The sequence below is a fragment of the Limosilactobacillus mucosae DSM 13345 genome (genome assembly GCF_001436025.1).
Classification (GTDB): domain Bacteria; phylum Bacillota; class Bacilli; order Lactobacillales; family Lactobacillaceae; genus Limosilactobacillus; species Limosilactobacillus mucosae.
On the sequence record NZ_AZEQ01000002.1, the window covers coordinates 157,615 to 176,241 of the forward strand.

Genomic DNA, 18,627 nt, shown 5'->3' on the forward strand with positions numbered 1-18,627 from the left:
AGGAGGAATAACCTGTATGGCATCACAATCTTACATTGACCCATCCAAGCTGGATCTGGAAGATCAAGTCGTTTCGATCAACCGGGTTACCAAGGTTGTTAAGGGTGGTCGTCGTCTGCGCTTTGCCGCTTTGGTAATTGTCGGCGACAAGAAGGGTCACGTTGGTTTTGGTACTGGTAAGGCTCAAGAAGTTCCAGAAGCTATCCGTAAGGCTTCTGCAGCTGCTCAAAAGAACCTGATTGAAGTTCCAATCGTTGGTACGACCATTCCTCACGAAGTTATTGGTACTTTCGGTGGTGGCAAGATCATGCTCAAGCCAGCCGTTGAAGGTTCTGGGGTTGCTGCCGGTGGTGCAGTTCGTAACGTTATGGAACTGGCCGGCGTTGCCGACGTTACTTCCAAGCGTTTGGGCTCCAACACGCCAATCAACGTTGTTCGCGCAACGTTTGAAGGTCTGAAGGCTCTGAAGAGTGCCGAAGAAGTTTCTCAACTTCGTGGCGTCTCCGTTGATCACCTGGCAGAATAAGGAGGACATAGATCATGGCTAAAGTTAAAGTTACTTTGATCCACAGTGTTGCCCACCGTAAGCCAACTCAACGTCGTACGGTTAAGGCATTGGGTCTGGGCAAGATCGGCAGCTCCAATGTCCTGCCAGACAACGCGGCAACGCGTGGTGCAATCTTTAAGGTTGCTCACTTGGTTTCCATTGAAGAAGTCAAGTAATTAAAAATCTACAATAAGGAGGTGCCTACCTAATGAAATTAAACGAATTGAAGCCAGCTGCTGGTTCCCGTTTCAAGCGTCTGCGTAAGGGCCGTGGTCTGTCATCTGGTCACGGTTTCACTTCTGGTCGTGGTACTAAGGGTCAAAAGGCTCATGGTAAGACTCGTCTGGGCTTTGAAGGGGGCCAAATGCCTCTGTACCGTCAAATGCCAAAGCGTGGTTTCAGCAACATCAACCGTAAGGAATACGCTATTGTAAACCTGACGACGCTGAACCGTTTTGATGATGGTGCCGAAGTTACGCCAGCTGTTCTGCTGGAAAACGGCGTGATCAAGAACGTTAAGAGCGGTGTTAAGATTCTGGGCAATGGTAAGTTGACCAAGAAGCTGACCGTTAAAGCCAACAAGTTTTCTGCTTCAGCTGTTAAGGCAATTGAAGCTGCTGGTGGTAAAACTGAGGTGATGTAATTGTTCACAACCGTCAAAAATGCATTCAAGGTTAAGGATATTCGTAAGAAGATTCTATTCACCTTGTTTGTACTGATTGTTTACCGGTTAGGTGCCTCTATTACAGTACCCGGTGTAAATGCTGCTGCCTTAGAGCAGATCTCTAGTACCGGCTTGGCATCAATCTTGAACACTTTCAGTGGTGGCGGTTTGGATAACTACTCATTATTTGCGATGGGGGTTTCCCCGTACATCACGGCTCAAATCGTAGTCCAACTTCTTCAAATGGATATCGTTCCTAAGTTTGTCGAATGGAGCAAACAAGGGGAAGTTGGTCGACGGAAGCTTAATCAGGCTACGCGATGGTTAACGATCGTTCTTGGTTTTATCCAATCGATTGGGATCACCGCGGGCTTTAACGCATTAAGCACGATTAAACTGGTTAACAATCCGGGGGTGGAAACCTATATCACGATTGGTCTGATCTTAACTGCCGGAACCATGTTTGCTACTTGGTTAGGGGACATGATTACCGAGCGCGGTCTCGGTAATGGTGTTTCAATGCTGATCTTTGCTGGGATCATCGCTGAAATGCCAAGTGGGATCAAGCAGTTATGGAACGATCAGATCACTGGTGAATCTGGCGCAAACCTCTGGATGGGAATTGGCTTTATTGCCCTAGTTGTGGTTGCGATATTGGCAATCGTGACGTTCGTTACCTGGTTTCAACAGGCTGAACGGCGTTTGCCGATTCAATACACGCGGCGAACAACTACTTCGCCGTCAAACAGTTATCTTCCATTAAAGATCAACGTTTCTGGGGTGATTCCGGTGATCTTTGCCGGCTCGTTTATCTCGACGCCGCAAACGATCTTAATGGCCTTTCAGCAAAATCATAGTCAAGATACCTGGTATCAGGTTATGACAACGATTTTTAATATGCAGTCTGGTCCAGGCATTGCGCTGTATGTATTTTTGATTGTTGTATTTACCTTTTTCTACGCCTTTGTTCAAGTTAATCCAGAAAAACTCGCGGAAAACTTGCAAAAGCAAGGCAGCTACATCTCTGGCGTTTGGCCGGGCAAAGGCACGCAGGACTTTGTTTCAGGACTGTTGATGCGTTTGTCGACGGTTGGATCGTTATTCTTGGGATTGATTTCATTGATTCCACTGCTGGCCAGCAACATCTGGAACCTTAGCCAATCAATTGGTTTAGGTGGTACCAGTTTGTTGATTGTCGTTCAAATTGCCTTGGACGTTGTTCGGCAGATGCGTAGTTTAACGATGAAGCGTGAGTATATTGGATTTATCCGCGAATAAAATAGGAGGAATTGGCAAATGAGTACGATGAACCTCGTTTTGATGGGTCTGCCTGGTGCCGGTAAAGGTACGCAAGCCCAAGAAATCGTCAAGGACTTTGATATCCCACATATTTCAACCGGTGATATCTTCCGGGCAGCAATCAAGAACGAAACGCCAATGGGTCTGGAAGCCAAGAAATATATCGATAAAGGCGAATTGGTCCCTGACGAAGTTACGAATGGCATTGTGAAGGAACGTTTGGCTCAAGATGACACCAAACAAGGTTTCATGTTGGATGGCTTCCCTCGCAACTTGGCGCAAGCCGAAGCCCTCAACAAGATGTTGGCTGATGATGGCCGTAAGTTGGATGCAGTAATCGACATTGATGTTAACCCTGAAGTGCTGGTTAAGCGTCTGAGCAGCCGAATCATTTGCCGGAAGTGTGGTACGACCTACAACACGCTTTCCAACCCGCCAAAGGTTGAAGGTACTTGTGATGTCTGTGGTTCCCACGACTTCTACCAACGTGATGATGATAAGCCCGCAACCGTTAAGAACCGGTTAGACGTCAACATTAAACTGAACACGCCACTGATCGACTTTTACAAGCAAATGGGGATTCTCCATGAGATCGATGGTGAACAAGACATCGATAAGGTTTATCAAGCCGTTAAGGAAGTTCTGACTAGCCTTTAAGACTCATTGTTAGTTGAATCCTTGCGTAATTGTGTACTCTATGGTATACTACGCAAGGTTTATCTAGCTTGCAGTGGAAGGCGCCTGCCGCTTTCCACCGTTTTTACGTAATTTTACCGGCAAGGAGGAACCGTTCAGTGGCAAAGGCCGATGTTATCGAAGTCGAAGGTAAGGTTACCGAAACCCTGCCTAACGCAATGTTTAAAGTTGAATTGGAAAATGGGGTTGAGATCCTGGCACATGTCTCAGGCAAGATCCGGATGCACTACATCAAGATCCTGCCTGGTGATCGTGTAAAGGTTGAAATGTCCCCATATGATCTGACCAAAGGCCGGATTACTTTCCGCTTCAAATAAGTCTTTAGTCTAAAATCATTTTTAGGAGGATTATTTACAATGAAAGTACGACCATCAGTAAAGCGGATGTGCGAAAAGTGCAAGATCGTCAAGCGCAATGGTCGGGTAATGGTAATTTGCCCTAACCCAAAGCACAAACAACGTCAAGGCAAGTAATTATATTTTAGAATTGGAGGTGTAACTCAATGGCTCGTATCGCAGGTGTCGACTTACCTCGTGACAAGCGAATCGTAATCGGCTTAACTTACATTTATGGTATTGGTAACACGACTGCTAAGAAGGTTCTGGCTGCTGCCGGTGTTTCTGAAGACATTCGTGTCAAGGACCTGACGCCAGAACAAGAAGAAAAGATCCGTGGTCAAGTAGACCAACTCAAGGTTGAAGGTGACCTTCGTCGTGAAGTTTCCCTGAACATCAAGCGTCTGCAAGAAATCGGCTCTTACCGTGGCATGCGTCACCGTCGTGGTCTGCCAGTTCGTGGTCAACACACTAAGAACAACGCACGGACTCGCAAGGGCAAGGCTGTCGCTATCGCCAACAAGAAGAAGTAATCAATACTATAAAGGAGGTTAGTTAGTTTTATGGCAACCAAAAAAGGTTCACGCAAGCGTCGTGCAAAAAAGAATGTTGAAACTGGTGTTGCACACATTCACTCAACTTTCAACAACACGTTGATCATGATCACTGATGTGCAAGGCAATGCCGTTGCTTGGTCCTCAGCCGGTGTGCTGGGCTTCAAGGGCTCTCGTAAGTCTACGCCATTTGCTGCTCAAATGGCTTCTGAAGCTGCTGCCAAGCAAGCAATGGAACACGGTATGAAGACGGTTGAAGTTGAAGTTAAGGGCCCTGGTTCGGGTCGTGAATCAGCTATCCGTGCTCTGCAAGCAACTGGTCTTGAAGTTACTGCCATCCGGGACGTAACTCCAGTGCCACACAATGGTTCTCGTCCTCCAAAGCGTCGTCGTGTCTAATCGCATCAACGGCGAAATTATCATTGGCCAGGTGCTTTTAAACAATCTACGGACCACGTTTTGAAAGGGGAAACAGAGTAGAATGATCGAATTTGAAAAACCAAACATTCACAAAGTCGAAGAAACTGACAACTACGGTAAGTTTGTTGTCGAACCACTAGAGCGTGGCTATGGGACCACTCTGGGGAATTCTCTTCGTCGTGTAATGATGGCTTCTCTGCCAGGTGCCGCAATTACCAGTATCCAAATCGACGGTGTGCTTCATGAGTTCAGTACCGTTCAAGGCGTTACGGAAGACGTTACGCAGATCATCTTGAATCTCAAGAAGGTTTCTTTGAAGATTGAATCTGAAGATGCCAAAGATTTGGAATTGGATGTCAAGGGTCCTGCAGAAGTAACTGCCGGTGACATCCAAGGCGATGGCGACGTTACGATCTTGAACCCTGACTTGCATATTGCAACGGTCGCCGATGGGGCTGAACTGCACATCATGATGACGGCTGATAAGGGTCGTGGCTATGTACCAGCCGATCAAAACAAGCTGCGTTTGAGCGGTCTTGAAATTGGAACTTTGCCAATTGACTCCATCTACACCCCTATCGAACGGGTCAACTACACCGTAGAAAACACGCGGGTCGGCCAAAGCAACGACTTTGACAAGTTGACGTTGGATGTCTGGACGGATGGTTCATTGACCCCAACGGCTGCTATTAGTCTTGCTGCCAAGATCTTGACTGAACACTTGGAGATGTTTGTCAACCTGACTGAAGAAGCAAAAGATGCCAAAGTGATGGTTGAACGCGAAGAAACTCACCAAGAAAAGGTACTCGACAAGACGATTGAAGAACTGGATCTGTCGGTTCGTTCTTACAACTGCTTGAAGCGTGCTGATATTCAAACTGTTAAGGACCTGACTGAACGGACTGAAGCTGATATGATGAAGGTCCGCAACCTGGGTCAAAAGTCCTTAGAAGAAATCAAGCTGAAGCTGGCCGACTTGGGCGTAGGCTTCCGCCAAGAAGACTAATTAAAACAATTAAAAGGAGGGAACCACTTCATGAGTTACCGTAAATTAGGACGTACTAGTTCACAACGTAAGGCTTTATTACGTGATTTGACCACTGACCTGATCGTCAACGGCAGCATCAAGACTACCGAAGCTCGCGCTAAGGAAGTTCGCAAGACTGCTGATAAGATGATTACGCTGGCAAAGCGTGGCGACTTGGCTTCTCGTCGTCAAGCAGCTGCTTTCCTGCGCAATGTCGTTGCTGACGTTAAGGAAGATGGCGACAACGTTCGCGTACAATCAGCTCTGCAATACTTGTTTGAAGAGCTGGCACCAAAGTTTGCCGACCGTAAGGGTGGTTACACGCGGATTCTGAAGACCATGCCTCGCCGTGGTGACGGTGCACAAATGGTTGTTCTGGAATTTGTCGACTAATCATTTTCGTCAATTCAATACGTAATAAAGAATCACTACAGCTGGTGGTATAGAGCGCTACGATGGTGGAATCATAATTCCTAGTCTAGCTCGAATGCGGGACGTTTATGTCTTCGTGCACCCCAGTTGTAAGTGATTTTTTTGTATATTTTTAAATTAGCTGCTTCACTGTTAAAATAAGATAATGAGTTCAAAAAGAAATGGGTGACGTGATTGATTGATATTCAACACCTTTCGTTTAAATATCCGGATCGCACACAGGCGGCGTTAAATGATGTAACCTTACAGCTGCCCATGAAAAAATGGACGGCAGTGATCGGACATAACGGCAGCGGCAAAAGTACTCTGGCACGACTGATTGATGGGCTTTTAATACCAAGCAGCGGTACGATTAAGATTGATGAGCTGTTGGTAGATGAAAAAAATCTTCAGCAGCTGCGACAGCAAATTGGTTTGGTGTTTCAAAATCCTGACAATCAGTTTGTTGGGACTACAGTTGCCGATGATGTTGCATTTGGTCTTGAGAACCATCAGATACCACATGACCAGATGCAGGCTCGCATTGATGAATCTCTAAAGGCCGTTGGAATGCAGGACTTTGCTGACAGTGAGCCAGCAATGCTTTCTGGTGGGCAAAAGCAGCGGGTTGCTTTGGCTGGGATTTTAGCAATCGGTCCACGAGTCATCATTTTAGATGAAGCTACCAGCATGCTGGATCCAAAAGGGCGGCATGACTTGTTGAAACTGTTGAAAAAATTGATTGCTGAGCGTGATATGACTGTAATTTCAATCACGCATGACCCAGTGGAGCTTTCTCTTAGCGATTACACAGTGGTCTTGGATCATGGCAAGGTCGCAATGCAGGGCGAAACAACGACTTTACTGCAAGATCCGGCTAAACTGGCTGATCTGCATCTGGCATTGCCGTTTGCTCAACAACTTCAGCTGCTGTTGAAAAAACGGGGGATCAATGTGCCAGCACAATATTTAGATTCAGAACGGATGGTGGAGTGGCTATGTCAGCAATTGAATTCTTAAACGTTGATTATATCTACCAAGCCGATACGCCAATGGCTGCCTGGGCAATCAAGGATTTTTCCTTAAAGCTTGAAACTGGCAGTTTTACGGCAATTGTCGGGCATACTGGTAGCGGCAAGTCAACGCTGATGGCCATGCTGGATGGATTATTGGTGCCAACGCATGGCCAGCTGCGCGTAGGCGAGGTCGTAATTGACAATCGGGCTGACAAGAAGGCGTTGGCAAGACTGCGGCAAGGGGTCGGCTATGTGTTTCAGTTTCCCGAAAGCCAACTGTTTGCTGAAACGGTTTTAAAAGACGTTATGTTTGGTCCGCTGAATCTGGGTGTTTCACCTGCTCAAGCTAAAGAACAGGCACTGACAGCTTTAGAAGCTTTAAAACTGCCCAGTGACATCAATGAACGATCACCGTTTGAACTTTCGGGCGGGCAAATGCGGCGAGTGGCAATTGCTGGTGTTTTGGCCATGCATCCAAGCGTCTTGATCTTGGATGAGCCGACTGCAGGGTTAGACCCTCAAGCCAGTACCGACTTGCTAGATCTGGTTGATGAGCTTCATCAAAAAGGTACGACCATTTTGATGATTACACACCAGATGGAACAGGCAGCTCGTTTTGCCGATCATGTTTTGGTAATGAACCATGGGCAAAAAGCTGCTTTTATGACGCCGCATGAACTGTTCAGCAATGCAGCTCTGCTTAATGAAGCTGGCATCATGCCACCAGCCAGCGTTGCGTTTGCTCAACAGCTGCAAAGTCATGGCCTGTTCTTAGCGGATAGCGTACCGCTGACGATTGAAAAACTGGCGGATCAATTAACGATTAGACTTAAGCAAGGGGGACGAGCAAATGGGTAATGCCAAGGTAATACTGGGCGCGTACGTACCTGGAAGCTCGTGGCTGCATCATCTTGATCCGCGCGTTAAGCTTTTCAGCTGTTTTTGGTACGTGGTGATTGTCTTTTTGGCAAGCAACTGGCTGGGATATTTGTGGCTGTTTATCGTGCTGGGGGCCTTGATTGCATTGAGCAGACTGCCGTTGAAGCTTTATTGGCGCGGCATTAAGCCGTTATTTTGGATCATTTTGTTTACAGTGGCGATTCAACTGCTGTTCAGCAGCGGTGGGCACGTTTATTGGCAGTGGGGCTGGTTGGCAATTACCAGTGGCGGCTTTTATCAGTCGGCAATTATTTTGGCGCGGTTTATTCTGATCATCACCATCTCAACTGTTTTGACTGCCACTACGCCAACGCTTCAATTAGCGGCGGCCATGGAAGCATTTATGAAGCCGTTGCGTTATCTGCACGTGCCAGTTAATCAGATTGCCGTCATGCTGATGATCGTTTTGCGCTTTATCCCAACCATCATGGATGAAACAACCAAAGTGATGAATGCCCAGAAATCAAGAGGCGTCAACTTTGACGAAGGCAGTTTGATTGAGCGTGCCAGACGACTGGAGCCCCTTTTGATTCCATTGTTTGTCGGCTCATTTAAACGAGCTGAAGAGCTGGCAACTGCAATGGAGGCCCGGGGCTATGATCCAGATGCGCCACGGACCAAATATCGGGTGCTGCATTGGCATCGAAATGACACGCTGGCGATGATTGGCCTGACATTAGCCACCATTATTCTCCTGGCGACGCGGCTGATGTCAGCAGGAATGCTATTTTAATTTGAAAGGAATTATCAAGTGTATCGCTACAAAATAACTTTTGCTTACGATGGAACCAATTTTTCCGGTTTTCAGATTCAGCCTAATAAACGTACGGTTGAGCAGACCTTGAAAAATGCCGTCAACAAGATTGCCAAGAATCCAGAACCGCCATTGTCCGTAATTGGTTCCGGTCGTACGGATGCGGGGGTACATGCGCTCAATCAAGTGGCGCATTTTGACTGTCCATACAAGCTGGGGAATGATTCAATGCGTAAAGCCTTAAACAGTCTTTTGCCGCTGGATATCATTGTTAAAAAAGCCGAATTGGTCAGCCCGGACTTTCACGCTCGCTTTAATGCCCATTCAAAGCATTATCGCTATCGAGTTGATCAGAGCGATTTCGTTAATCCGTTTAAACGCAACTATACGGCTCATTTCAAATATCCGGTCGACGTGGCTAAAATGCAAAAAGCTGCACAAGATCTGGTTGGCGAGCATGATTTTACCAGTTTCGTGGCATCAGGAAGTCAGGCTTTAAGCAATGTCAGAACGATCTATCAGGCAGATGTGCATCGTGATGAGGCCAATAATGAGATCGTCTTTGACTTTGTCGGGAATGGCTTCTTATATAATCAGGTTCGCATTATGGTGGCCTTTTTATTAGAGATCGGCAGCAATCAACGACCGGTCGATGACGTTATCAGGGTTTTGGCTGCTAAGGATCGCAATCAGGCCCGCATGACAGCGCCAGCCAGCGGCCTTTATCTGGTCAGCGTTGATTATGGTGATCAGAATAACAAAACCATTGACGAATCGGAATCTATCAAGTAAAATAACGAATGGTATTTCTTTTCCATCTAATTACTCGGTACACAATTATTTGTAAAAGAAAGACAAAAATTGGAGGACTTAATCGTGAGAACGACATACATGGCAAAACCTGGTGAAGTTGACCGCAAATGGTACATTGTCGACGCCAAGGGTATCTCCCTGGGTCGTCTGGCATCCGTTGTTGCTTCCATTCTGAAGGGCAAGAACAAGCCAACCTACACCCCACACGTTGACACTGGTGACAATGTCATCGTTATCAACGCTGCCGAAGTTAAGTTGACTGGTAAGAAGGCTGCTGACAAGATCTACTACCGTCACTCTGACTACCCTGGTGGTCTGAAGCAAAAGACGGCGGGCGAACGTCGCGCCAACGAACCAGAAAAGCTGGTGGAAGATTCCATCAAGGGCATGCTGCCACACACCCCTCTTGGTCGCAAGATGGGTATGAAGCTGCATGTTTATGCTGGTGAAGATCACAAGCACGCTGCTCAACAACCAGAAGTGCTTGACATCACGAACTTAATCTAAGGAGGGAACGGAATTGGCTCAACAAGTTCAATACAGTGGTACTGGTCGCCGCAAGGATGCTACCGCACGGGTTCGTCTGGTACCAGGTTCTGGTAACATTACGATGAACGGCAAGGCAATCGAAGAATACATTCCGTTTGCCAACCTGCGTGCTATCGTCAACCAACCATTTGCTGCAACGAAGACGGAAGGTCAATACGACGTTCTGGTCAACGTTCGCGGTGGTGGCTTCTCTGGTCAAGCCGGCGCAGTTCGTCACGGGATTGCTCGTGCCCTGCTGAGCGTCGACCCAGATTTCCGGGATGCTCTGAAGAAGGCCGGTCTGTTGACTCGTGACCCTCGGATGAAGGAACGGAAGAAGCCAGGTCTGAAGAAGGCTCGTAAGGCTTCACAATTCTCCAAGCGTTAATATTTTTACCGGAAACGGCTTAATATCAACACTTCAGAGATTTGGAATGGTCACATATGGTTCACAAATCATTTGCGATCAAAAAAATCAAGCATCAGCATCCAGCTGGTGCTTTTTTTATATTTTTGCAAATTTAGCATTTCACAGTTTTTTAAATGATTTTAGTCTGGTAAAATGCAAAATAGAACTTTAAATTACGTTAAACAAACAGGGGGAATTATTTGTGGCAAAGAAACGCCGCTCAAAAACGCGGCACTCAAAAAAGCTGTTTCAACATCGCTGGCTGATTGGTATTTTAACGGTCATCGTGCTCTTTTTGGGTGCCTACGTTGGTCATCATTTCTACCAACGCTACCAACAGCAGCAGATTATCGAACGTCAACAAAATGCCAAGCGTCTGTTTATCAAGCAGGTTGCTCCTGAAGCTCAGGCAATGCAGAAAAAATACAACGTTCCAGCTTCAATTACCATTGCCCAGGCAATCCTGGAATCCGACTGGGGCAGCAGCAAGTTGGCGGCTAAATACCACAACCTGTTTGGCATCAAAGGAACCGGCGAAAACTCCCAGGTTCTGACGACCAAAGAATACGTAAATGGTAAATGGATCACGACTAAGGGCCGTTTTAAGGTTTATTCCAGCTGGAGCGAGTCAATCAAGGATCACACCAAGCTGATGATTAATGGGACGGACTACAACAGTCAAAATTATCAAGCCGTTACCCAAGCTTCCGACTACAAAGAAGCTGCTAAGGCGCTGCAAGAGGCCCATTATGCAACCGATCCGGATTACGCCCAAAAATTAATTTCAGTAATTCAGACCTATAAGTTGTACAATTATGATAAATAAGCCGTTAAGGAGGACTCCATGAAAGAACTGCAGGAAAAAATTAAAGAGTATGGTACGGTTTTGCCTGGCAATGTTTTAAAAGTTGATGCCTTTTTGAATCATCAGGTTGATCCAGTCCTAATGAAACACATGGGTGAAGAATTTGCCAAGCTTTATAAGGATGCGGGCGTTACCAAGATTTGGACGGTTGAGTCTTCTGGAATTGCACCGGCCGTAATGACTGGGCTGGCAATGAATGTTCCGGTGATTTTTGCCCGTAAGCATAAAAGTCTGACTTTAAAAGATGATCTGTATACGGCCAGCGTTTATTCATACACTAAGGAAACGACCAATCAGATCTCAATCTCCAAAAAATACGTCAGCCCAACTGACAAGGTTTTGCTGATTGACGACTTTTTGGCAAATGGTCAGGCACTGGAAGGAATGCTCCAGATTGCTCAAGCAGCAGGCGTTGAAGTTGCCGGTGCTGGCATCGTAATTGAAAAGACGTTCCAAAAAGGCGGTCAGGAACTGCGGAAACAGGGACTGCGCATCGAATCATTGGCTAAGGTCAGCTCATTAGCCAATGGCAAAGCTGAATTTGAAGACTAACTGCTAATGGGGGTGGGCTAATGAGCAGTACAAATGCATTATATCCAGGAGCGACGCTGGGCATTATCGGCTTGGACCGCAACGGCAGCACCCTGATTACTGCTGCTAAGCGGGCTGGCTTTAACGTTGGCGTTTATGTCGATCATGCACAGCCCAGTTTAACCAAACAGGCAGATTTTACGATCAGTGGGGCCTACAATAACCAGGAAAAACTGACGATGTTTGCCCAGACGTGTGATGCTATTATCTATGCCAACGACTTGATCGACTCCAGCGTCTTGCGCTATCTAAGCCGTGATGCCTATCTGCCACAAGGAGTCAACGCGTTGGAAATCGTTCAGGACCGTTTGATGGAGCGGGCATTTTTGGACCAGATCAACGTTAATGTAGCACCATACGTTACGGTAATCAGCTTGGATGACGTCTATCAGTCCATTGACTCAATCGGCTATCCAGCAATCTTAAAACCAATTCAAAGAGGGATTGGCGAACAGTCGATGAGAATCGTTAAACAGTCTGATATTACCCGTGCAGCTGATTTTATCAATGCGGGAACCTATCTTTTGGAATCCTGGATTGATCACACTGCTGAATATACGATGCTGGCAGCTACCGATGGCGAAAACGTTCAGGTGTTTCCTGCGATTGAACTGATGCTGAATTCCGATGAGCAACTGCTGGGAGTCAAGACGCCAGCTAATCTGAGCGCGGATATTTCCCGGGAAATGGAACGGATCGTAACCAGTGTAGCTGAAAACCTGCAGTACCGTGGCGTCTTTCGTGTCGACTTCTACGTAACGGCAACTGGTAATCTGTATGTCCATGGAATTGAGCCGGGGCTGTCGACTTATGGCAGTGTTTTTGACTATGCCACTAATGTTTCGCAAACTGAGCAGCTTTTGCGGGCAATTGCCGGAATGCCGCTTTTTGAGGTTCAGACGCTGCAGCCGACCGTGATGATGCTGGCACGGGTAGCACAACGCGCAGCCCTGCAGCGGCAATGGCTGTTAAAAGACAACTGGCACTATCGTTTCTTTACCGAAGTGCGGGAGGATCCGCAAGCAGTAGCTGGATTCGTCTGGGCAGTCGGTAAGTCTAGCCTGGAAGAACTACAGCATCAAATCGAGGATACCGAGGTTTGGAATGAAAAAGCATCAACTGATTCCAACCCGGCTCCTGATCAGCAATAACTTTTATGCGAGCAGCGCTGAGCAATCGTTGCTCGTTTTTTAATGAGCCGCGGGAATTTGCTATAATAAAGTCTACGATAATTTTAAGAGAGGATGGAAATACGGCGTGACAAGTCAATTACTGCAAGGAATGAATGATAAGCAGGCAGAAGCCGTTTTAACTACGGAAGGGCCGCTTTTGGTCATGGCTGGAGCCGGTTCAGGTAAAACCCGAGTTCTGACGCATCGAGTAGCCTACTTAATTGAAGAGCAGGGGGTCAACCCTTGGAATATCTTGGCAATTACTTTTACTAACAAGGCCGCCCGTGAAATGCAGGAGCGGGTGGGCAAGCTGTTAGGCGAAAGCGCTCGTGATATCTGGGTTTCGACTTTTCATGCGCTGTGTGTGCGAATCCTGCGGCGTGATATTGACAAGCTGGGCTATAACCGTGCCTTTACGATTGCCGACACCAGCGAGCAGCGAACCTTGATGAAGCGGATCTGCAGCGAGCTGAACGTTGATACTAAAAAATATGATCCACGGGCAATCCTGAGTGCAATTTCTAACGCCAAAAACGCAATGCAGACGGCAACAGACTATGCAGCGCTTAACAGTCATGCCAATAATCCGCTCAATCAAATCGTGGCCAAGGCTTACGTGCTTTATCAAAAGGAACTGGAAGACAGTCAGGCGCTGGATTTTGATGATTTGATCATGAAAACTATTGAGCTGTTTGAAAAGGATCCAGAAACGCTGGAATATTATCAAAATAAGTTCCACTATATTCACGTTGACGAGTATCAAGACACCAATGACGCACAGTATCAACTGGTTACGCTGCTGGCGGCTAAATACAAGAATCTGTGCGTAGTCGGGGATGCGGACCAGTCAATCTACGGCTGGCGGGGTGCCAACATGAACAACATTCTGAATTTTGAACGCGATTATCCAGAAGCACACACCGTCATGCTGGAACAAAACTACCGCTCAACTCAGACGATTCTAAAAGCAGCCAACGAAGTGATTGCCAACAACCTGGTTCGTAAGGAAAAGAATCTGTGGACGGAAAACGGTACTGGCGACAAGATTTCTTATTATCGGGCCCAAAATGAACATGATGAGTCCCAGTTTGTCGTCAGCAAGATTCAAGCCGAGATTAAAGAGCACGGCTACCACTATAACGATTTTGCCGTTTTATACCGGACCAACGCCCAGTCACGGATGATCGAAGAAACGTTTATGAAGTCAACCGTGCCATATACCATGGTTGGTGGCCATAAGTTCTATGATCGTAAAGAAATTCGTGACATTCTGGCTTATCTGACCTTGATTGTCAACCCTCGCGATGCCATGAGCTTTGAGCGGGTCGTCAATACGCCTAAACGTGGGATTGGCCCAGGCAGTATCGACAAATTGCGGCAGTTTGCCAATGAAAATGGCTGGTCGCTATTAGAAGCCGCCCAAAACGTCACTCTGGCCAATGCGATCAGCGCGCGGATTCGAGCTAAAATAGAAGACTTTGGCCGTTTGATGGCTGATCTGACCAAAGAGGCCGATTATCTGACCATTACTGAACTGACCGATGAGATTTTGACCAAGAGCGGCTATCTGCAGATGCTGAAAGCCGAAAATGATCTGCAGGCGCAAACCCGGCAGGAAAACCTGGAAGAATTCAAATCGGTAACTCAAGAATATGATCAAAAGCATGGCGAAGATGAAGGCGATAATCGGCAAAAGCTTATGAACTTCCTGTCTGATTTGGCACTGGTTTCTGATCAGGATGACGTTGATGAAGAAGCGCCTAAGGTAACCTTGATGACCTTGCATGCTGCTAAGGGTCTGGAATTTCCGGTGATCTTTTTGGTTGGAATGGAAGAAGGCATTTTCCCGCTCTATCGTTCCTTGAGCAATGAAAAGGAATTGGAAGAAGAACGTCGGCTGGCATATGTCGGCATTACGCGGGCCAAACGCAAGCTGTATCTGACCAATGCCTACTCACGGATGCTCTATGGTCGCGTGCAGCGCAATCAGCCTTCGCAGTTCGTCGAAGAAATCAATGATGATCTGATCAAATTTGAAAACGCGGACGGCTCGGGCAAGGCTAAGAGTATGAACACGCCGTTTGCCAAGGCAGCTGCTCAGGCAACAACCTTTACGGCTCAGCGGCGTGCACATGGCCTAAAGCACTCAGCTAAGCAGGAAAGTACGGGAACTGGGGCTGATAAGCAGGCCTGGAAAGTCGGCGACAAGGTTCAGCATAAGAAATGGGGACAAGGCATGGTCGTTTCCGTCAATGGCTCAGGCAACGACATGGAATTGGATATTGCCTTTCCGAACGAGGGCGTTAAACGTTTGCTAGCTCAGTTTGCGCCAATTACCAAGGTTAATTAAAAGCGAGGCCTGCAATGACAGAACAAAAATCAGTCAATGACTTGACGCTCAAAGAAGCCACGGCAGAAATCGGTCCGTTGAAAGCCCAGCTGCTGCAGTGGGGTAAGGAATATTATGAACAGGATGCGCCTACCGTTGAGGACTATGTTTATGACCGTAATTATCAGCGGCTGGTTGACATTGAGAATCGTTTCCCCGAACTGATCACGCCTGATTCGCCAACGCAAAAAGTCGGGGGCGCAGCGGAAACCGTCTTGACCAAAGTCGAACATGCCATTCCAATGCTTTCGATGGGGGATGTCTTTTCCGTCGCCGAATTAATGGACTTTAATGCTCGCCAGCAGGATAACCCTAATTTTACCGGGACGACAGAATATAATCTGGAACTGAAGATTGACGGCCTTTCTTTGTCACTGGTTTATGAAAATGGTCGTCTCGTGCAGGGTTCAACACGGGGTAACGGGATGATTGGCGAGGACGTCACCGAAAACGTCAAAACCATCAAATCGATTCCGCAAAAGCTTGCCGAGCCCTTGTCACTGGAATTTCGTGGTGAGTGCTTCATGCCCAAAGCCGCGTTTGCTAAATTAAACGAGGAACGCGAAGCCAATGGACTGCCAACGTTTGCCAACCCAAGAAACGCAGCGGCTGGCAGTCTGCGGCAACTGGATGCCAAAGTTACCGCCAAACGAGAACTAGATACTTTCATGTACTACATTCCCGAATATGAAAAACTGGGCGTCAAGACTCAGGCCCAGGCTTTGGATAAGATGCGGCAATTAGGATTTCACGTCAATGAATTCAATCGTGTCGTGCATAATGAAGCAGAAATCAAGGCCTATATCGATGAGTACACGGCCAAGCGCGATGATCTGCCATATGGAATTGACGGGATTGTCGAAAAAGTCAACGATCTCGCCGTTGAAGAGGCACTGGGCGCGACGGTTAAAGTACCGCGCTGGGAGATTGCCTATAAATTCCCACCTGAAGAGCAGGCAACCGTAGTCAGAGACATCGAGTGGACGGTTGGTCGAACGGGCAACGTCACGCCGACTGCAGTGATGGATCCGGTTCAGCTGGCTGGGACGACGGTTAGCCGGGCTTCTCTGCATAATCCCGACTATCTAAAAGACAAGGACATTCGCCTGGGTGATACGGTTCTATTGCATAAGGCCGGTGATATCATTCCTGAGATCTCACGTGTTATCTTAAATAAGCGTCCGGTTGACAGTCAGCCATATGAGATTCCAACGCTTTGTCCGGTCTGTCAATCCAAACTGGTTCACCTGGATGATGAGGTAGCGCTGCGCTGCATCAATCCAATGTGTCCGGCACAGGTAAAAGAAGGTCTGGTTCATTTTGCCTCACGCAATGCCATGAACATCGACCATCTGGGACCAAGAGTAATTGAGCAGCTCTGGGATCGTCATTTGGTTCATGATGTTGCCGATCTGTATCGTTTAACCTATGACCAATTATTAACATTAGATAAATTTGGACCCAAATCGGCTAATAACCTATTGACATCGATTGCCAACAGTCGCAATAATTCTGTTGAGCGTCTATTGTTTGGCTTGGGCATTCGTCATGTCGGTGCCAAGGCGGCTCGCATCTTAGCCCAGCATTTTGGCTCTCTGGCAGCAATAATAGCAGCCGATGAGGAATCGATTGCCGAGATCAACACGATTGGGCCAACGATTGCCGACAGTCTGAAAAACTATTTTGCCAACGAGCAGGTGCAGGAATTGATTCAAGAGCTGCAGGCGGCCGGGGTCAATCTGGAATACCATGGACCAGCGCCGATCGCTCAAGACAGCGCAGCGGCCAAAGAATGGCAGGGCAAGCGCGTGGTCTTGACTGGCAAGCTCAATGAAATGACGCGCGATCAAGCCAAGCAATGGTTGGAAGAACGCGGTGCCAGCGTAACCGGCAGCGTGTCGAAAAAAACAGATTTGGTCATCGCTGGAGAAAAGGCTGGCTCCAAGCTTACCAAGGCCCAGGATCTGGGAGTCGAGGTCTGGAATGAGAGCCGATTTGCTCAAGCGATGAAGGAGGATTAACGTGAAACTACAGAAGCTAAAAAAGCTGACGCTGACGGTAGTCGTGTTGATGAGCACGGTACTTTTGGCCTCATGCAGCATTGGAAAGAAAACCTCTTCGTCATCCAGCAAGCTTACGACGACGGGGACTGCCAGTGGTCAGTATCAAGGCGTCATTCAAAATGGCCATTACAAGGTCAGCAAGGCGCGTGGTGTCAATATCAACCAAAATGACAACAGCTACAACCTAAAGAGTTTTGAAACCGGCTTGACGGAAGTTTCCAAAAAGGTCTTTTCGACTAAGAGCTATATTTTCCAAGAAGGCCAGTATCTGAGTACGGATACGATTGAAAACTGGCTGGGACGCAAAACCAAAAGCAATCCAACCGGTTTAAACGCCGCCCAGGGTAAAAAGAGCGATCCGAACCCAGAATACGTTCAGCAGATTGAAGAACAAGACTTCATGCAGCAAAACGGCAATTCGCTGACCTTAAAGGGAATTACCATTGGGATTGGGATCAACTCGGTCTACTACTACCAAAAGACAACGGACGGTCCTACCTACCAAAAGAAGCTTTCGGATGCTGAAATTCAAAAGCAGGGTAAGATTGCTGCTCAAAAGATCTTAACGCGGCTGCGCAAAAAGTCCGCGCTTAAAAACGTGCCGATCGTTATTGCATTGTACAAGCAAGCGCCAAACGACAGCCTGGTTGGGGGCAGCTTCTTTGCCTATAGCAAGAACAACGGCAATACCATCAAGAGCTGGAAGAAGTTGAACTACTCAACCAAGGTGCTGCCAAAAGCCAGTGACGCTACTTCAACCAACAGCGACAATGAGACTGACAACACCAGCTTCACCAACTTCAAGAGTCAGATTCAAAGCTTCTTCCCGAACCTCAGTGGTGTGACGGCTCAGGCTCAATATCAGAATGGCACGCTTTCGGGGATGCACATTACGGTTACCACGCAGTTCTACAGCCAGTCTGAAGTGCAGAGCTTTACGCAATATATTGCACGCGCGGCCAAGAAGTATCTGCCAAACGGAATTCCAATCGATATCAAGATTCAATCGTCTTCTGAAATGCAGGCGGTCGTCTACCGTGATTCTGGTTCAAATACCTTCCGGACCCACGTCTTTAGCTCATATTAATAAAATTTAAACGTCATCGCGCTTGCGGTGGCGTTTTTGCTAAAAACA

The 18,627-nt window shown here is 47.3% G+C and carries 23 protein-coding genes; all 23 read left to right on the plus strand.

Annotation, left to right across the window (positions count from 1 at the left end):
* Window positions 1-16 precede the first annotated feature (16 nt).
* The 23 genes from rpsE to FC47_RS01790 all read left to right on the plus strand — a co-directional run bounded on the left by rpsE (window position 17) and on the right by FC47_RS01790 (window position 18,579).
* On the plus strand, window positions 17-526 hold the full coding sequence (gene rpsE / locus FC47_RS01680; protein ID WP_033934646.1) for a 30S ribosomal protein S5: 510 nt from the start codon (window positions 17-19) through the stop codon (window positions 524-526).
* A gap of 14 nt (window positions 527-540) precedes the next feature.
* Entirely contained in the window at window positions 541-723 is a 183-nt protein-coding gene (gene rpmD, locus FC47_RS01685) for a 50S ribosomal protein L30 (protein WP_006500605.1), read from the plus strand.
* Between the two features lie 32 nt (window positions 724-755).
* Window positions 756-1,190: a 50S ribosomal protein L15 gene (rplO, locus tag FC47_RS01690; protein ID WP_006500604.1), complete on the plus strand. Its 435-nt coding sequence runs from the start codon at window positions 756-758 to the stop codon at window positions 1,188-1,190.
* Window positions 1,191-2,489, plus strand: coding sequence for a preprotein translocase subunit SecY (gene secY / locus FC47_RS01695; protein WP_033934645.1), 1,299 nt, complete (start codon window positions 1,191-1,193; stop codon window positions 2,487-2,489).
* Between the two features lie 27 nt (window positions 2,490-2,516).
* Entirely contained in the window at window positions 2,517-3,167 is a 651-nt protein-coding gene (locus FC47_RS01700) for an adenylate kinase (protein ID WP_278499236.1), read from the plus strand.
* Window positions 3,168-3,304: 137 nt separating this feature from the next.
* Complete coding sequence (gene infA / locus FC47_RS01705; RefSeq protein ID WP_006500601.1) at window positions 3,305-3,523, plus strand: translation initiation factor IF-1; 219 nt, start codon at window positions 3,305-3,307, stop codon at window positions 3,521-3,523.
* A 39-nt stretch (window positions 3,524-3,562) separates the two neighbouring features.
* A complete protein-coding gene (gene rpmJ / locus FC47_RS01710) occupies window positions 3,563-3,679 on the plus strand; it encodes a 50S ribosomal protein L36 (RefSeq protein WP_006500600.1) in 117 nt (38 codons plus the stop codon).
* Window positions 3,680-3,708: 29 nt separating this feature from the next.
* Entirely contained in the window at window positions 3,709-4,074 is a 366-nt protein-coding gene (gene rpsM / locus FC47_RS01715) for a 30S ribosomal protein S13 (RefSeq protein WP_006500599.1), read from the plus strand.
* Between the two features lie 30 nt (window positions 4,075-4,104).
* Window positions 4,105-4,494 carry a 30S ribosomal protein S11 gene (rpsK, locus tag FC47_RS01720; RefSeq protein WP_006500598.1) on the plus strand — a complete coding sequence of 130 codons (390 nt, stop codon included), beginning with the start codon at window positions 4,105-4,107 and terminating at the stop codon, window positions 4,492-4,494.
* A gap of 82 nt (window positions 4,495-4,576) precedes the next feature.
* Window positions 4,577-5,521, plus strand: a complete 945-nt coding sequence (locus FC47_RS01725) for a DNA-directed RNA polymerase subunit alpha (RefSeq protein WP_006500597.1) — start codon at window positions 4,577-4,579, stop codon at window positions 5,519-5,521.
* A 30-nt stretch (window positions 5,522-5,551) separates the two neighbouring features.
* Complete coding sequence (rplQ, locus tag FC47_RS01730; RefSeq protein ID WP_033934643.1) at window positions 5,552-5,935, plus strand: 50S ribosomal protein L17; 384 nt, start codon at window positions 5,552-5,554, stop codon at window positions 5,933-5,935.
* A gap of 213 nt (window positions 5,936-6,148) precedes the next feature.
* Window positions 6,149-6,973, plus strand: coding sequence for an energy-coupling factor transporter ATPase (locus tag FC47_RS01735; RefSeq protein WP_056967638.1), 825 nt, complete (start codon window positions 6,149-6,151; stop codon window positions 6,971-6,973).
* Entirely contained in the window at window positions 6,952-7,827 is an 876-nt protein-coding gene (locus tag FC47_RS01740) for an energy-coupling factor transporter ATPase (protein ID WP_081036715.1), read from the plus strand. The genes FC47_RS01735 and FC47_RS01740 overlap by 22 nt, the downstream gene beginning before the upstream one ends.
* Entirely contained in the window at window positions 7,820-8,641 is an 822-nt protein-coding gene (locus tag FC47_RS01745; protein ID WP_056967640.1) for an energy-coupling factor transporter transmembrane component T family protein, read from the plus strand. Before FC47_RS01740 ends, FC47_RS01745 begins: the two co-directional genes overlap by 8 nt.
* A gap of 18 nt (window positions 8,642-8,659) precedes the next feature.
* A complete protein-coding gene (gene truA, locus FC47_RS01750; protein ID WP_006500592.1) occupies window positions 8,660-9,454 on the plus strand; it encodes a tRNA pseudouridine(38-40) synthase TruA in 795 nt (264 codons plus the stop codon).
* An 84-nt stretch (window positions 9,455-9,538) separates the two neighbouring features.
* A complete protein-coding gene (gene rplM, locus FC47_RS01755; protein WP_039946059.1) occupies window positions 9,539-9,982 on the plus strand; it encodes a 50S ribosomal protein L13 in 444 nt (147 codons plus the stop codon).
* A gap of 13 nt (window positions 9,983-9,995) precedes the next feature.
* Complete coding sequence (gene rpsI, locus FC47_RS01760; RefSeq protein WP_006500590.1) at window positions 9,996-10,391, plus strand: 30S ribosomal protein S9; 396 nt, start codon at window positions 9,996-9,998, stop codon at window positions 10,389-10,391.
* A 223-nt stretch (window positions 10,392-10,614) separates the two neighbouring features.
* Entirely contained in the window at window positions 10,615-11,238 is a 624-nt protein-coding gene (locus FC47_RS01765; RefSeq protein WP_006500589.1) for a glycoside hydrolase family 73 protein, read from the plus strand.
* Window positions 11,239-11,256: 18 nt separating this feature from the next.
* Entirely contained in the window at window positions 11,257-11,829 is a 573-nt protein-coding gene (locus FC47_RS01770) for a xanthine phosphoribosyltransferase (RefSeq protein WP_033934636.1), read from the plus strand.
* Between the two features lie 20 nt (window positions 11,830-11,849).
* Window positions 11,850-13,019, plus strand: a complete 1,170-nt coding sequence (locus FC47_RS01775; protein WP_048345796.1) for an ATP-grasp domain-containing protein — start codon at window positions 11,850-11,852, stop codon at window positions 13,017-13,019.
* Window positions 13,020-13,149: 130 nt separating this feature from the next.
* Window positions 13,150-15,390 carry a DNA helicase PcrA gene (gene pcrA / locus FC47_RS01780; protein ID WP_056967663.1) on the plus strand — a complete coding sequence of 747 codons (2,241 nt, stop codon included), beginning with the start codon at window positions 13,150-13,152 and terminating at the stop codon, window positions 15,388-15,390.
* Window positions 15,391-15,404: 14 nt separating this feature from the next.
* Window positions 15,405-17,450 (plus strand): NAD-dependent DNA ligase LigA, encoded by a 2,046-nt coding sequence (ligA, locus tag FC47_RS01785; RefSeq protein WP_006500585.1) that lies wholly within the window; start codon window positions 15,405-15,407, stop codon window positions 17,448-17,450.
* 49 nt (window positions 17,451-17,499) lie between these two features.
* Window positions 17,500-18,579 carry a CamS family sex pheromone protein gene (locus FC47_RS01790; protein ID WP_045025484.1) on the plus strand — a complete coding sequence of 360 codons (1,080 nt, stop codon included), beginning with the start codon at window positions 17,500-17,502 and terminating at the stop codon, window positions 18,577-18,579.
* The last annotated feature ends 48 nt before the right edge of the window (window positions 18,580-18,627 follow it).

Excerpts from the sequence above, each read along its gene's own strand:
- rpsE (WP_033934646.1), top strand. The coding sequence starts at position 17 with ATGGCATCACAATCTTACATTGACCCATCCAAGCTGGATCTGGAAGAT.
- rpmD (WP_006500605.1), top strand. The coding sequence starts at position 541 with ATGGCTAAAGTTAAAGTTACTTTGATCCACAGTGTTGCCCACCGTAAG.
- rplO (WP_006500604.1), top strand. The coding sequence starts at position 756 with ATGAAATTAAACGAATTGAAGCCAGCTGCTGGTTCCCGTTTCAAGCGT.
- FC47_RS01700 (WP_278499236.1), top strand. The coding sequence starts at position 2,517 with ATGAACCTCGTTTTGATGGGTCTGCCTGGTGCCGGTAAAGGTACGCAA.
- rpmJ (WP_006500600.1), top strand. The coding sequence starts at position 3,563 with ATGAAAGTACGACCATCAGTAAAGCGGATGTGCGAAAAGTGCAAGATC.
- rpsM (WP_006500599.1), top strand. The coding sequence starts at position 3,709 with ATGGCTCGTATCGCAGGTGTCGACTTACCTCGTGACAAGCGAATCGTA.
- rpsK (WP_006500598.1), top strand. The coding sequence starts at position 4,105 with ATGGCAACCAAAAAAGGTTCACGCAAGCGTCGTGCAAAAAAGAATGTT.
- FC47_RS01725 (WP_006500597.1), top strand. The coding sequence starts at position 4,577 with ATGATCGAATTTGAAAAACCAAACATTCACAAAGTCGAAGAAACTGAC.
- rplQ (WP_033934643.1), top strand. The coding sequence starts at position 5,552 with ATGAGTTACCGTAAATTAGGACGTACTAGTTCACAACGTAAGGCTTTA.
- FC47_RS01740 (WP_081036715.1), top strand. The coding sequence starts at position 6,952 with ATGTCAGCAATTGAATTCTTAAACGTTGATTATATCTACCAAGCCGAT.
- FC47_RS01745 (WP_056967640.1), top strand. The coding sequence starts at position 7,820 with ATGGGTAATGCCAAGGTAATACTGGGCGCGTACGTACCTGGAAGCTCG.
- FC47_RS01770 (WP_033934636.1), top strand. The coding sequence starts at position 11,257 with ATGAAAGAACTGCAGGAAAAAATTAAAGAGTATGGTACGGTTTTGCCT.
- FC47_RS01775 (WP_048345796.1), top strand. The coding sequence starts at position 11,850 with ATGAGCAGTACAAATGCATTATATCCAGGAGCGACGCTGGGCATTATC.
- pcrA (WP_056967663.1), top strand. The coding sequence starts at position 13,150 with ATGAATGATAAGCAGGCAGAAGCCGTTTTAACTACGGAAGGGCCGCTT.
- ligA (WP_006500585.1), top strand. The coding sequence starts at position 15,405 with ATGACAGAACAAAAATCAGTCAATGACTTGACGCTCAAAGAAGCCACG.
- FC47_RS01790 (WP_045025484.1), top strand. The coding sequence starts at position 17,500 with ATGAGCACGGTACTTTTGGCCTCATGCAGCATTGGAAAGAAAACCTCT.